The following is an 11,853-nucleotide window of genomic DNA, read 5'->3' as shown; positions in this document are numbered from 1 at the left end:
CTTTTCGCGTGATTTGGAAAGCGCGTCTGTTCAGGCGGCCTTCTTGGCCGCGGCCGAACCCTCGACGATGCCGAGGATGTCGCTTTCCTTCATGATCAGCAGGTCTTCGCCGTTAAGCTTGACCTCGGTCCCGGACCATTTGCCGAACAGGATCCGGTCGCCGGCCTTGACGGCCATCGGGATCAGTTCGCCCGAGTCCTTGCGGGCACCCTCGCCGACGGCGATCACCTCGCCCTCCTGGGGCTTTTCCTTGGCGGTGTCCGGAATGATCAGGCCGCCGGCGGTCTTGGCGTCGCTTTCGATGCGCTTGACCAGCACGCGGTCGTGCAGAGGCTTGAAGTCCATTGGAAGTCGCTCCCTATTCGCGTCTTCGAACGACGGCGGCCGTCCCGCCTGGGGCGGGCCTGTTAGCACTCGCCGTCGATGAGTGCCAACCAGCATGGCGACGGATTAGCCGAGGCTGTAGGCATGGTCAAGACGGTTTGTCGCAGGATGCGCGGTCGTCAGGCGGCCGCCCCTGCGAGCAGCGACAGCGTCGCCCCGAGTGTCAGGGGGAGCCTGAGTGCGGGCCACCAGTGCGGCGCGCCGCCATCCTTGGTCAGCTTGAGATCGGCCAGATACAGCGCGAGCAGTCCCAGAGCGAGAAGCTCCATGTCGAACGGGGCAGGGGCCCGCAGCGAAAGCCAAGCGTACAGGGCGGGGGCCACCGCCAGCACAAGAGGCCGCACCGCCGGCCCTTCCCCCATGCCCGTCGCGGCGAAGCCCCAGCGGCAGCCGCCCATGAAAGACAGGATGACAGCGCCATAGGCGGCCAGCCAGCTGCGGGCACCCGAACCCGGCGCCAGATGCGCCAGCGCCGCAAGGCCGACGAAAGGGATCAGCCCCGCGAGACCGAGCCGCGCCGCCGCGGCGGGAACGCCTTTCATCATCATGTCGCCTCGCCCTCGCTTCGCCGCGTCTTACTTATCCGACATGGACGAACCCGCCAGCCCCGATCCCGCCGCAGCCCGCGAGGTGTTCTACGACGGCGGCTGCCCACTCTGCCGCGCGGAGATCTCCGCGTACCGCCGCATGCAAGGGGCGGAACGGATCGCCTTCCGCGATGCGAGCGCCGGCGAGGCGCCGCCGGAGATCACCCCGGCGCGGGCGCTCGCGCGGTTCCATGTCCGTCGCATGGATGGGCGTCTGGTTTCGGGATTCCGGGCGTTCCTGGCCGTCTGGCGCGTCAGTCCGCGGTTGGCCCCATTGGCGCGCGCGCTCGACCGCGCGCCCTTCAGATGGATCGGGGAAGCGGCCTATCGCCTTTTCCTGCCGATGCGCCGGTTGTGGAGAGGCACCCCGCGATAGTGGGCTCGAGCCCGCCCGTGCCTCTCCCTCGGCCGAGCACGCCTCGAATGCGCGCAACGAAATTGCATCGGAAAGGTCGTATGCGTCCGTTTCTTGCGCGCGCGGCTTGATTTCGCAGCCGCAGCACGGCATACCTGTCGCTACGGGATGGCGGGAGGACGGCATGTTGGACGCGGAAGCCTTCGGTGACATCAAGCGCGGCACTATCGTCATCGAGGATCTCTCGGTGGGGCTGTCGCGTTCGCTGCGCAAGGTCATCGAAGATGCCGATCTCGAGATGTTCGCCCGCATCTCGGGAGACCGGAATCCGGTCCATTTCGACGATGATTACGCCCGGGACACAATCTTCGGCGGCAGGATCGCGCATGGCATGCTGACCGCCTCGCTGATCTCGGCAGTGATCGGCGAACAGTTGCCTGGCCATGGCACCATCTATCTCAAGCAGAACCTCAGCTTCCTCGCGCCCGTGCGCCCCGGCGATATCGTCGAGGCCGTCGTCACGGTCGCCGACATCGACTACGGCAAGCGGCGCGTGACGCTGGCCTGCGTGTGCTCGGTCGAAGGAAAGCCCGTCCTGAAGGGCGAGGCGATGGTGCTGGCACCGTCCGCCAAGTTCGACTGAGGCCGGGCACGAAACGCAAATGCCGAAAGCAGCGGGTCCGATGCTGATGAGTTGACAGTCGGCCGACTTTCGTGCAGTTGGTCCCTATGCGACAGCGCAGCTGGGTCCACCGACCCGCAAGATCGTCGCGCCCATCCTTCTGCTTCCGCCAGATGCGCTTGGCGATTGCCGAGCTGCCGTCGCTTGGTGTCCAGGCTTCGGTCAGTCCATCTTGTGGAAAACCATCTGATGACCGCTTTTGCGGATTTCGCTTTTTCGCCCGCTCTGGCTCGCTCTGTCGCGAAGGCCGGATACGATACGCCCACGCCGATCCAAGCGCAGGCCATTCCGCCCCAGCTTGAAGGGCGCGACGTCCTGGCTCTCGCTCAGACAGGCTCCGGTAAGACCGCCGCCTTCGCCTTGCCGCTGGTCGAGCGTCTCGGCGGCCGCCCGGGGCGGCGTCGGCCCGCCACGGCGCGTGCCCTGATTCTGGCGCCCACCCGCGAACTCGCGGTGCAGATCGAGGGAGAGTTGCTGCGCTTCGGCGGCAGCCTTGGTCTCTCGACTGCGCTGATACTCGGTGGCGTTCCGAGGGGCCGTCAGATTCGTGCGATGGCTCCCGGTGTCGACGTGCTCGTTGCCACGCCCGGGCGTCTGCTCGACCTGATGTCGGAGGGTGCCGTGCGCCTCGACGCCGTCGAGGTGCTCATCCTCGATGAGGCAGATCGCATGCTGGACATGGGTTTCGTGCGCGACGTGCGAAAGATTGCCGCCGCCACGCCTGCCAGCCGCCGCACGGCGCTGGTCTCCGCCACGATGCCCGCGGAGGTCGAAGGTCTCGCGGCGGAGCTGCTGCGCGATCCTGTGCGCGTCGAGGCTGCACCGCTGAACAGCGCAGCGCCCGATATCTCGCAGCGCGTCGAGTTCGTCACTCAGGCCGACAAGCGGGCTCGACTCGCCGCCCTGCTGCGGGACCCCGACGTCACGCGCGCCATCGTTTTCGCGCGGACCAAACGCGGGGCGGATCGGGTTGCGAAGAACTTGCTGGCGGACGGCGTGTCTGCCGATGCCATCCACGGCGACAAAGCCCAGAATGCCCGGCAGCGGGCGCTCGACGGCTTCCGTTCGGGCCGCGTCAAGGCGCTGGTGGCGACTGACATCGCCGCCCGCGGCATCGATGTGGCAGGGGTCAGCCATGTGGTGATCCATGACCTGCCAGATGAACCCGAGAGCTATGTGCACCGTATCGGACGCACCGGACGCAACGGAGCCACGGGCATCGCGATCACGCTCTGCGATCCGGGCGAGCGCGACAAGCTTGCGGCCATCGAGCGCATCACCCGCACCCGTGTCACAGCCGAAGGCGGTTTCGTCGAGGGCCCGGCGACAGCCCCGCGCGGCGCCAAGCCCGCGGGTGCGCCGCGTCCGGGCGCTCCGCGACGCCGCAGGGGAGGGCGGCGCGCCGCGGCGTGACCAGCGACAGGCTCAGCGCCGCTCGCTCTGGTTCGCCACGGGTTCAAGTCGCGTGGCGTCTGTCCGCGCGACGACTGTCTTCGGCACACCCAGCAAAGTGAAGCGCCATATGGTGCTCAGCGCGTAGACGCGGCCTTCGGATAGTTTGCAGTCGGCGTCGCCGGTCCAGTCGGCGACTGGAATGTGGTGGTATTCGTGCGATGCAAGGCCGATAGCCGTGTTGCCTTTTCCCGCACAAACCACGCGTCGTCGCGGCGAGACCGCGCCCGATGGCTCGATGTCCTCCACCATGGAGCTCCATTCCACGGGAAGTGGCCGGAAAGGCCAGACGTTGCGCTCGATCACTACCATCGGACCGGACCCCGCGCCGTGGTACAGTTCGAAGCGTTGCACTTGCAGGAACAGGGATCCCGGTACTGCGCCGAGGCCGAGGGGAAACAAGAGGGCCAATGCGATTGGCCGCACGGCCGTGCGCAGATGGCGCGGCGGCGCTGCCGCCGCTCGCAACTTGGTCCACATGGTCGCATCCGATCAGAATGGATGGCAGGGTCAGGCACCCCGGGACGGGGTGCGGGTAGCTTGGCGCATCGCCTCAGCGGTCGAGGCGGATCGTGCGGTCCACAAGGGTAAAGGCCGCCGACCGCGTCGAGGCAGTCTTGGTGACGCCAAGGATGTCGAACGACCAGCTCGCCTGCGCGACGTGGGGTTCGCCGATGTCGGGATTGCAGAACGGGTCTCCGACCCAGTCGGCTAGCGGCATCCGCACGACCTCGTAGACGTCGTCTCGGATCGTCGCGAACCCTTCGCCCGCGCAGACCGTCGCGCCGAAGGCCTTGCCGGCAGGGTCCAGCACGATCCGGTCGACCTGCGCATTCCACTGAACGCTGAGGGCGTCGCCCGGCCAGACGGTGCGCGCCTGGATGACGATGGTCTTGCCCTCGTCAGACTGGATGACCTGGATCGAGTGGATCTTCAGGAACCACTCGGCGGGTGCGACATAGAGCACCGCCACCGTGATCATGCCCGCGATCAGAATCGACAGGATCTCGCGGGTGAAGCCACGCTGGCTGGGCAGGATACGCTTCACCATATGTCCAACCCCTTGAGAAGGACCAATCCACCGGCGATCGCCGACAACCATTTGATCACATGAGTAAACAGGATCAGTGCTGTGTGGGCCTTTGCCACGGATTTCAGGACGTCGGCATCCAGCGCGAGCGCCCGCAGGCTCGCGACTTCTTCCTCCGTCAATCCGAACGGGCAGATCCGTCGCTGATCGGTCATCGCCGGCCCTTTCCCGGCGACGCCCACGCGGGCGAAATCAAATGGAACCGCATGAATGACCCTCTCGAAACAACGCCGGTCGAAATGCGCCACGAACCGGAAGGCTCCACCCGGCGCACCCGTATGGCATTCGTAATCGAGCTTCGTTAAAATAAGACCTAATCTAGCGTGTTATCAGGCTTCCAGCACCTGTCTCAGCGCCGGGCTTGATCCTCGCTCGCAGGCTCGAGGTCGAGGACCTCGCCGAGGTGCCGCGCCAGAAGTGCTGCCCAGGCGCGCTGGCCCTCGACATCGCCGATCAGGTCGTTACGCAGTTCGATCAATACGTTGGGCAGACCGCGCATGGTGCCGTGCCGCCAAAGACAGTCTCCCTCGAGGCGGCCTGTGTAGGGCTCGTTATCGCCAACAACAAGTTCGTCTTCCGCACCCAGCGCCCGCAGCAGCGGAGCCGCCAGCCGATCATCGCGGTCCCACAGCACGCCGACATGCCATGGGCGCGGCGCGCGACCGCGCAGTTGAGGGGTGAAGGAATGCACCGAAACGATCCGCGGCGTGACATTCAGCGCAAGTGCCCGATCCAGTGCCGCATCGATGGCCGCGTGATAGGGCCGGTGATACAACGCCAGCCGCCGCTCTCGTTCTGCAGGGTCCACGGAACGGTTTCCCGGGATCACTGCGCCGTCGTACAGACGCATGACCAGTGTCGGGTCGTCCTCGCCTCGATTGGCGTCGACCACCAGCCGCGACCAGCGCGTCAGGATCGCCGGCGCCTCGAAAGCGTCCGAGAGCGCAAGCGTAACCGCTCGCGCTCCGACATCCCACGCGATGTGACGCGCCATGTCGTCTCCGGACAGGCCGAGACATCCGATCTCGGCAGGCAGGGCGTTCGAGGCGTGATCGCACAGCAGCAGCAGCGAGGGATCGCCCTCGGGACGCACGATGTCGACGGGAGAAACATGTTTCATCGTAGATGCCTAGCGCGCTGCGTCGCCCTGCTCAAGCGCTCTTCTATATACTGCCTCAGATGACACAAACGCCGCCAACTGGCGACGTTACGCACAGAATTGGAAACGACCTGTCATCCGACGGGCAGTTTATGCCCGTGCTGTTCCGCTCTATCTCCAATCTGCGTCAACAAAGCAGGAGTTCGCCATGCGCCGCGCCACCGCTCTCGCGCTCGCCGCCTTCGCCGTCGCCCTCCCGGCCGAGGCTGCCGACCGCTGGGTCGTCGACAAGAGCCACGCACATGTCACCTTCATGGCCGATCACCTCGGCTTTTCGGTGGTCCATGGCCAGTTCCGGGAGTTCGACGCCGACATCGCTTTCGACCCCGAACGGATCGAGGACACCCGGATCAGCTTCACGATCAAGGCCGAGAGCATCGACACCTTCTGGCCGCGCCGCGACGAGCATATTCGCTCGGCCGATTTCCTGAACGTGGCCGAACATCCGGAGATCACCTTCGTCTCGACCGCGGTCACGCGCACAGGCGAGAGCACTGCGACGGTTGCAGGCGACCTGACCATGATCGGCGAGACCCGGCCCGTCACCTTCGAGGCCACGTTGAACAAGCTGGGTCCCAACCCCTTCACCAACCAGCCTCTTGCCGGCTTCACGGTCACCGGGGAAATCCGCCGTGCCGACTGGGGCATGAGCTATGGAGGCGACGCCTTCGCTGCGGTCATCCCGGTGCGCGTCGATCTGGAACTGACGCCGGGGTCGTGAACGCTCTTCGAGCCTTTGCCGCCGCCGCGGCCCTCGCGGCGGCGCATGCCGCGGATGCTGCGGAGCCATGGCGTGTGGTGCCAGGGATTTCCAGCATCGCCTTCGATTACCGCATGAACGGGGCACCGGCCGAGGGCCGTTTCATCGAAATGTCGGGCGAGGGCGTCTTCGATCCCACTGATCCAGGCGCGACCAGATTCGAGCTGCGCATTCCGGTCCGCGGGCTTGACCTCGGCAACCCGCTTTTCAGCGCCTTCGCGCAGAGCGCCGAGTGGTTCGATGCGACGCACTGGCCCGAGGTCGTCTATCGCCTCGCCCGGCTCCAGCCGCGGGGCGATGGCATGTGGGAAGCGTTGGGCGACATCGCGGTGAAAGGGCGGCTCGTGATCCTTCGCACGCCTGTCACGCTCGCCTTCGACGGTCCGGAAGCGCGGGCCCGGGGCGCGCTGGTTTTCGACCCCGGGGCAGTCGGGCTCGGGCAGGGTCCCTCGGCGCTGTTCGTTCGCCTGGACCCTGAGGTAACTGTCACCTTCGACCTTGTTGCACGCCCCGCGGCTGTGCCCGAAGCCGCGAATTCGGGAGACATGCCATGAAATTCCGCAACGACGCTGCCGGCTGGGGCCTTCCCGCCCGCGTCCTGCACTGGGCGATGGCGCTGCTGATCCTCGGCCTTCTCGTGGTGGGCTGGTACATGGTGAATGTCGTCGGAACCTCGGATCTGGTGCTTCGCTACCAGCTCACCCAGACGCACAAGAGCTTCGGGTTCGTTGTGTTCGCGCTCGCCATTCTTCGGCTCGTCTGGAGGGCGCTCAACCCGACTCCAACCGAACCGCCCGGAAGTGCCTTGGAGCATCGGGTCGCACGCGCTGCCCATATCGCGCTCTACGCCTTGATGCTTGCGCTCCCGGTCACCGGCTGGCTGATGGCCTCTGCCTCGCCGATGAACAACGCGGATGCATTTCCATTTCAGGTTCGCAACATGGTGTTCGGTCTGTTCGAGCTGCCCGATCCGGTCGATCCGGGGTCAAAGGCGCTCGAGGCGACGTTCAAGACCCTGCACCTTGCCGCTGCCCTCGCGATGGCAGGGCTGCTTCTTGCCCATGCGTGCGCGGCGCTGTTCCATCATTTCGTAAGGCGCGACCGCACGCTGGTTCGCATGGTGACCGGCGGCTGAGGCGGAAGAAGCGCTCACTCCGAACCGCGTCCGCGCGATGGGGGGCGGAAGCATGGGTTTCGTGCAGACCATGCGGTTCGGCATGCCGAGTTGATCGTGCGGTCGCAGCGTTGCCGGCCGTCGCCTTCTCCCCTCGGCACGTTCGGCAGCCTCCCGCGCCGGGAAAAATCGCAGTTGACGATCAGTCGCCGCCACCACTACGCGTCGCCTCCACCGCCGCGCGAATGACGGCCAGTGCGTCGTCGCTGTCCCATTCGGCCTCACCCTGGAAGCGCGCGATCTCGCGCCCCGCACGGTCAAGGATCAGCGTCGTAGGCTGGCCGAGGATCGCCGCAGCGCTCGCAAGCCGCAGGCCACGGTCGTGATGGAACGCCAGCGACGTGATGCCGTTGTCGGCCAGCCACTTCATCGGCTTGGCGGGGTCGCCGCGGTCGGTCGAGACCGCAAGGACCATCGCCTCCCCGCCCTCCAGCGCCTTCGCCAGTCGGTCGAGCGACGGCATCTCTTTCAGGCAGGGTGGGCACCACGTCGCCCAGAAGTTCACGACCTGCACCGCGCCAACCCCGTCGGCGAAGCGGCGCTCGCGTCCCTCGGCATCGAAGAACGCTGTCTCGACACGCGGTCGCGCCTCCGTGTGGACCACGAGGCGCGTCATCTGCCCCGCTCGCGCGGCTTCGAGGCTGGCGGCATCGGCCGCAGTCCAGGCGGCGGCGGGGGTGGCGCAGAGCATGGCCGCGAGGTAGAGCCAGACTGGCAGGGGGCGCATGGACGGTCTCCGGCGGAGGGGTGCGATGGCGGAAGATAGGCGCGAAACGGGCGAGGGGGAAACCGCTGGCGACGGTCGTGCCAATGCGATGTGGGGCGGCCGCTTCGCCATGGGCCCCGATGCCGTGATGACCGCCATCAACGCCTCGATCGGCTTTGATCGCCGCCTCGCGCGCGAGGACATCGCCGGCAGCCGCGCCCATGCGGCGATGCTTGCCGCGCAGGGCATCATCGGGCCCGACGACGCGGTGGCCATCGACGCTGGGCTCGCGCAGGTCCTCGCCGAGATCGAGTCGGGGACCTTCGCGTTCTCGACCGCGCTCGAGGACATCCACATGAACGTCGAGGCCCGGCTTCGCGAGATCGTCGGCCCGGCCGCCGGCCGCCTGCACACCGCCCGCTCGCGCAACGACCAGGTCGCCACCGACTTCCGACTGTGGGTGCGCGCACGCTGCGACGACGCGGACGCGGCGCTCGCCCGCCTGATCGACGCGCTGCTGGATCAGGCCGAACGTGGCGCCGACATGGTCATGCCCGGCTTCACCCATTTGCAGGTGGCCCAGCCAGTGACCTGGGGCCACCACATGCTGGCCTATGTCGAGATGTTCGCTCGCGACCGCGGCCGCTTCGCCGATGCGCGCGCCCGCATGAACGAATGCCCGCTCGGGGCGGCGGCGCTGGCTGGCACCTCGTTCCCCCTCAACCGCGAGGCCACCGCCGCCGCGCTCGGCTTCGACCGGCCCACGGCCAACTCCATCGATTCGGTCTCGGACCGCGACTTCGCCATGGAGTTCCTCGCGGCGGCCTCGATCTGCGCCGCGCACCTCTCGAGGCTGGCCGAGGAGCTGGTGCTCTGGTCCACTGCGCAGTTCCGCTTCGCGCGCCTGTCCGACCGTTTTTCGACCGGCTCGAGCATCATGCCGCAGAAGCGCAACCCCGACGCGGCGGAGCTGGTCCGCGCCAAGGTCGGGCGCATCCTCGGCGCGCAGGTCGCGCTGACGGTGGTGATGAAGGGCCTGCCGCTCGCCTATTCCAAGGACATGCAAGAGGACAAGGAGCCGGTGTTCGACGCCGCCGATGCGCTGGGCCTCGCCCTGTCGGCGATGGAGGGCATGATCCGCGACCTCGAACCCGATGGCGACCGCCTGCGCGCCGCCGCCGCCGCGGGCTTCTCCACCGCGACCGACCTCGCCGACTGGCTGGTGCGCGCGCTCGGGATGCCTTTCCGCGACGCCCATCACGTCACCGGCGCGGCGGTGGCCCGGGCCGAGGCGCTGGGCGTAGATCTGCCCGAGCTGCCGCTGGCCGAGCTTCGTGGGCTGGATCCTCGCATCACCGCAGAAGTCTACGCAGTCCTCGGCGTCGAGAACTCGGTGCGCAGCCGCACGAGCATCGGCGGCACCGCGCCCGACCGCGTGCGCGCTGCCATCGCCCGCTGGCGGGGGCGGCTTTGAGGTCGCGTGCCCTCATCCTGCTTCTGGCCATCGGCCTTGCAGCCTGCGGGATCAAGGGCGATCCCTTGGGTCCGGCAGAGGCTGCGCGCGAGGCGGAGCGCGACCGACCCGCGCGCCCCTGAGGGTCCGCTTGTCCCGTTGACCCCGGAGCGCCTGCGCGCCAGAACCGGTGGCATGGCTGCGCCCCCGATCCTCACCCTCAGCGATATTCGCCTCGGCTTCGGCGGCCGCCCCCTTCTGCAGGGCGTCACGCTCTCCGTCGGCGCGGGAGAGCGGCTGTGCGTCGTCGGCCGCAACGGCTCGGGCAAATCGACCCTGTTGAAGATCGCCGCCGGCCTCGTGGAACCGGACAGCGGCACGCGCTTCGCGCAGCCGGGCGCGCGGATCGCCTATCTGCCGCAGGAGCCAGACCTATCGGCCTTCGAGACGCTCGGTGCCTTCGCCGCGGCAGACCTTGGAGACGCCGAGCGCTGGCGCGCCGAGATGGCGATGGACGCTCTGTCGGTGCGCGCCGATTCACCCGTCTCCGGGGCGTCGGGCGGCGAGCGGCGTCGGGCTGCGCTTGCGCGCCTGCTGGCGGGCGAGCCCGAACTTATGCTGCTGGACGAGCCGACGAACCATCTCGACATCGCGGCCATCGAATGGCTCGAGGACAATCTGCGCGACACCCGTGCGGGCTTCGTGCTGATCTCGCATGATCGCGCGCTTATGGCAGCCCTCACGCGCGCCACGCTCTGGGTCGACCGCGGCCAGGTCCGCCGGCTCGAGCGCGGCTTCGACGGTTTCGAGGCGTGGCGCGACGAGACGCTGGCGCAGGAAGAGGCCGAGCGCCACAAGCTGGATCGCCTGATCAAGGCCGAGGGCAAATGGGCGGTCGAGGGCATCTCGGCCAGGCGCACCCGCAACCAGGGCCGCGTCCGCCGCCTCGCCGCGCTGCGCGCCGAGCGCCGCGACCAGATCCACGTCAGCGGCACCGCAGCGATGGCTTTCGACGGTGCCCGCGCCTCGGGGCGGCTGGTGATCGAGGCGAAGGGCCTGTCCAAGACCTTCACGGGGCGCACCGTCGTGCGGGACTTCTCGACGCGCATCCTGCGCGGCGACCGGGTGGCGCTGGTCGGCCCCAACGGAGCGGGAAAGACCACCCTGCTCAAGATGCTGACCGGCGGCCTCGCCCCCGATGCCGGCACCTTGCGGCTCGGCTCCAACCTCGCCGTCGCCGTCTTCGACCAGAACCGCGAATTGCTGGACCCCGAGGCCACGCTTTGGGAGAGCCTGACCGGCGCGCCCGAACTCGGCGTGCCAGGACAGTCCGACGGCATCATGGTGCGTGGTCGTCCCCGCCATGTTGTCGCCTATCTCAGGGACTTCCTGTTCGACGAGCGCCAAGCCCGCGGTCCGGTCAAGGCGCTGTCTGGCGGCGAGCGGGCGCGCCTTTTGCTGGCGCGGATCATGGCGCGCGAGTCGAACCTGCTCGTGCTGGACGAGCCCACCAACGACCTCGACGTCGAGACGCTCGACCTGCTGCAGGAACTGCTGGCGGATTACGACGGCACGGCGCTGATCGTCAGCCACGACCGCGACTTCCTCGACCGCGTCGCGACCTCGGTCATCGCGGCCGAGGGTGAAGGCCGTTGGATCGAATACGCCGGTGGCTGGACCGACCACCTCGCGCAGAAGCCGGCACCCGAGAAGGAGGAGCCGCCGCGTCCGAAAGCTGCCGGCACGCGGCAGAAGTCCGGACTGGCATCGCGCCCGAGGCCCGAGGCTCAGCGGCCGCGCCTTTCCTCGAACCAGGCGCGTAGGCTCGACCTGCTGCCCGCCGAGATCGACCGTCTCAGCTTCGAGATCGCCCGTCTCGGCGAATTCCTTGGCGCCCCGGATCTCTATGCGCGCGATCCAGCCGCCTTCGCCAAGGCATCGACGGCCATGGCCCAGCGCCAGGCGGCCTTGGTCGCGGCGGAGGAGGAATGGCTGGAACTCGAGACGCTGCGCGAAGCCATGGGCGACTGACGGTCCGTCAGCCTGCGGGC

Annotated in this window: 15 protein-coding genes; 8 read left to right on the top strand and 7 right to left on the bottom strand. The window is 67.9% G+C overall.

The annotated features are described in order from the left end of the window. Positions 1-30: 30 nt before the first annotated feature. Together groES and V7Q31_RS06365 are read right to left on the bottom strand one after the other, a co-directional pair. Positions 31-345 (bottom strand): co-chaperone GroES, encoded by a 315-nt coding sequence (gene groES, locus V7Q31_RS06370; protein WP_333832853.1) that lies wholly within the window; start codon positions 343-345, stop codon positions 31-33. Between the two features lie 158 nt (positions 346-503). Beyond that, the gene (locus V7Q31_RS06365) at positions 504-932 is read right to left on the bottom strand and encodes a DUF3429 domain-containing protein (protein WP_333832852.1); all 429 of its coding nucleotides are present in this window, start codon (positions 930-932) and stop codon (positions 504-506) included. A 40-nt stretch (positions 933-972) separates the two neighbouring features. On the opposite strand from V7Q31_RS06365, the gene V7Q31_RS06360 reads away from it, so the two are divergent. From V7Q31_RS06360 to V7Q31_RS06350, 3 genes are all read left to right on the top strand, one after another. Beyond that, on the top strand, positions 973-1,347 hold the full coding sequence (locus V7Q31_RS06360; protein WP_333832851.1) for a thiol-disulfide oxidoreductase DCC family protein: 375 nt from the start codon (positions 973-975) through the stop codon (positions 1,345-1,347). A gap of 163 nt (positions 1,348-1,510) precedes the next feature. Then, the gene (locus V7Q31_RS06355; protein WP_333832850.1) at positions 1,511-1,969 is read left to right on the top strand and encodes a MaoC family dehydratase; all 459 of its coding nucleotides are present in this window, start codon (positions 1,511-1,513) and stop codon (positions 1,967-1,969) included. Between the two features lie 228 nt (positions 1,970-2,197). Beyond that, a complete protein-coding gene (locus V7Q31_RS06350) occupies positions 2,198-3,421 on the top strand; it encodes a DEAD/DEAH box helicase (protein ID WP_333832849.1) in 1,224 nt (407 codons plus the stop codon). A 12-nt stretch (positions 3,422-3,433) separates the two neighbouring features. Here V7Q31_RS06350 and V7Q31_RS06345 read toward each other — a convergent pair whose 3' ends face one another. The 4 genes from V7Q31_RS06345 to V7Q31_RS06330 form a co-directional block, all read right to left on the bottom strand. Continuing rightward, entirely contained in the window at positions 3,434-3,940 is a 507-nt protein-coding gene (locus V7Q31_RS06345; protein WP_333832848.1) for a hypothetical protein, read from the bottom strand. Positions 3,941-4,013: 73 nt separating this feature from the next. After that, positions 4,014-4,511, bottom strand: a complete 498-nt coding sequence (locus V7Q31_RS06340; protein ID WP_333832847.1) for a hypothetical protein — start codon at positions 4,509-4,511, stop codon at positions 4,014-4,016. Beyond that, a complete protein-coding gene (locus V7Q31_RS06335; protein WP_333832846.1) occupies positions 4,505-4,798 on the bottom strand; it encodes a hypothetical protein in 294 nt (97 codons plus the stop codon). The genes V7Q31_RS06340 and V7Q31_RS06335 overlap by 7 nt, the downstream gene beginning before the upstream one ends. A gap of 101 nt (positions 4,799-4,899) precedes the next feature. Then, positions 4,900-5,670: an N-formylglutamate amidohydrolase gene (locus V7Q31_RS06330; RefSeq protein ID WP_333832845.1), complete on the bottom strand. Its 771-nt coding sequence runs from the start codon at positions 5,668-5,670 to the stop codon at positions 4,900-4,902. Between the two features lie 187 nt (positions 5,671-5,857). Between V7Q31_RS06330 and V7Q31_RS06325 the strand changes: the two genes are divergently transcribed. Genes V7Q31_RS06325 through V7Q31_RS06315 form a run of 3 tightly spaced genes read left to right on the top strand, consistent with a single transcriptional unit; the run spans position 5,858 to position 7,604 of the window. Next, positions 5,858-6,430 (top strand): YceI family protein, encoded by a 573-nt coding sequence (locus V7Q31_RS06325; RefSeq protein ID WP_333832844.1) that lies wholly within the window; start codon positions 5,858-5,860, stop codon positions 6,428-6,430. Continuing rightward, on the top strand, positions 6,427-7,023 hold the full coding sequence (locus V7Q31_RS06320; protein WP_333832843.1) for a YceI family protein: 597 nt from the start codon (positions 6,427-6,429) through the stop codon (positions 7,021-7,023). The genes V7Q31_RS06325 and V7Q31_RS06320 overlap by 4 nt, the downstream gene beginning before the upstream one ends. Beyond that, a complete protein-coding gene (locus V7Q31_RS06315; protein ID WP_333832842.1) occupies positions 7,020-7,604 on the top strand; it encodes a cytochrome b in 585 nt (194 codons plus the stop codon). Before V7Q31_RS06320 ends, V7Q31_RS06315 begins: the two co-directional genes overlap by 4 nt. Positions 7,605-7,785: 181 nt before the next feature. On the opposite strand, the gene V7Q31_RS06310 is transcribed toward V7Q31_RS06315, so the two are convergent. After that, positions 7,786-8,370: a TlpA disulfide reductase family protein gene (locus V7Q31_RS06310; protein WP_333832841.1), complete on the bottom strand. Its 585-nt coding sequence runs from the start codon at positions 8,368-8,370 to the stop codon at positions 7,786-7,788. A gap of 88 nt (positions 8,371-8,458) precedes the next feature. Here V7Q31_RS06310 and argH point away from each other — a divergent pair, with 88 nt between their 5' ends. Beyond that, positions 8,459-9,823, top strand: coding sequence for an argininosuccinate lyase (gene argH / locus V7Q31_RS06305; RefSeq protein WP_333832878.1), 1,365 nt, complete (start codon positions 8,459-8,461; stop codon positions 9,821-9,823). A gap of 174 nt (positions 9,824-9,997) precedes the next feature. Continuing rightward, complete coding sequence (locus tag V7Q31_RS06300) at positions 9,998-11,833, top strand: ABC-F family ATP-binding cassette domain-containing protein (RefSeq protein ID WP_333832840.1); 1,836 nt, start codon at positions 9,998-10,000, stop codon at positions 11,831-11,833. Positions 11,834-11,853 lie beyond the last annotated feature (20 nt).

Origin of the sequence: Rubrimonas sp., from assembly GCF_036788415.1 — a bacterium.
Lineage (GTDB): Bacteria > Pseudomonadota > Alphaproteobacteria > Rhodobacterales > Rhodobacteraceae > Rubrimonas.
Note: the sequence above shows the minus strand (reverse complement) of the source record. Positions and strands in the feature narration are given on the sequence as shown.

What these genes read in the sequence shown, in the direction of transcription:
- groES (WP_333832853.1), bottom strand. Translation starts at nt 345, where the DNA reads ATGGACTTCAAGCCTCTGCACGACCGCGTGCTGGTCAAGCGCATCGAA.
- V7Q31_RS06365 (WP_333832852.1), bottom strand. Translation starts at nt 932, where the DNA reads ATGATGATGAAAGGCGTTCCCGCCGCGGCGGCGCGGCTCGGTCTCGCG.
- V7Q31_RS06360 (WP_333832851.1), top strand. Translation starts at nt 973, where the DNA reads ATGGACGAACCCGCCAGCCCCGATCCCGCCGCAGCCCGCGAGGTGTTC.
- V7Q31_RS06355 (WP_333832850.1), top strand. Translation starts at nt 1,511, where the DNA reads ATGTTGGACGCGGAAGCCTTCGGTGACATCAAGCGCGGCACTATCGTC.
- V7Q31_RS06350 (WP_333832849.1), top strand. Translation starts at nt 2,198, where the DNA reads ATGACCGCTTTTGCGGATTTCGCTTTTTCGCCCGCTCTGGCTCGCTCT.
- V7Q31_RS06345 (WP_333832848.1), bottom strand. Translation starts at nt 3,940, where the DNA reads ATGTGGACCAAGTTGCGAGCGGCGGCAGCGCCGCCGCGCCATCTGCGC.
- V7Q31_RS06340 (WP_333832847.1), bottom strand. Translation starts at nt 4,511, where the DNA reads ATGGTGAAGCGTATCCTGCCCAGCCAGCGTGGCTTCACCCGCGAGATC.
- V7Q31_RS06330 (WP_333832845.1), bottom strand. Translation starts at nt 5,670, where the DNA reads ATGAAACATGTTTCTCCCGTCGACATCGTGCGTCCCGAGGGCGATCCC.
- V7Q31_RS06325 (WP_333832844.1), top strand. Translation starts at nt 5,858, where the DNA reads ATGCGCCGCGCCACCGCTCTCGCGCTCGCCGCCTTCGCCGTCGCCCTC.
- V7Q31_RS06315 (WP_333832842.1), top strand. Translation starts at nt 7,020, where the DNA reads ATGAAATTCCGCAACGACGCTGCCGGCTGGGGCCTTCCCGCCCGCGTC.
- V7Q31_RS06310 (WP_333832841.1), bottom strand. Translation starts at nt 8,370, where the DNA reads ATGCGCCCCCTGCCAGTCTGGCTCTACCTCGCGGCCATGCTCTGCGCC.
- argH (WP_333832878.1), top strand. Translation starts at nt 8,459, where the DNA reads ATGTGGGGCGGCCGCTTCGCCATGGGCCCCGATGCCGTGATGACCGCC.
- V7Q31_RS06300 (WP_333832840.1), top strand. Translation starts at nt 9,998, where the DNA reads ATGGCTGCGCCCCCGATCCTCACCCTCAGCGATATTCGCCTCGGCTTC.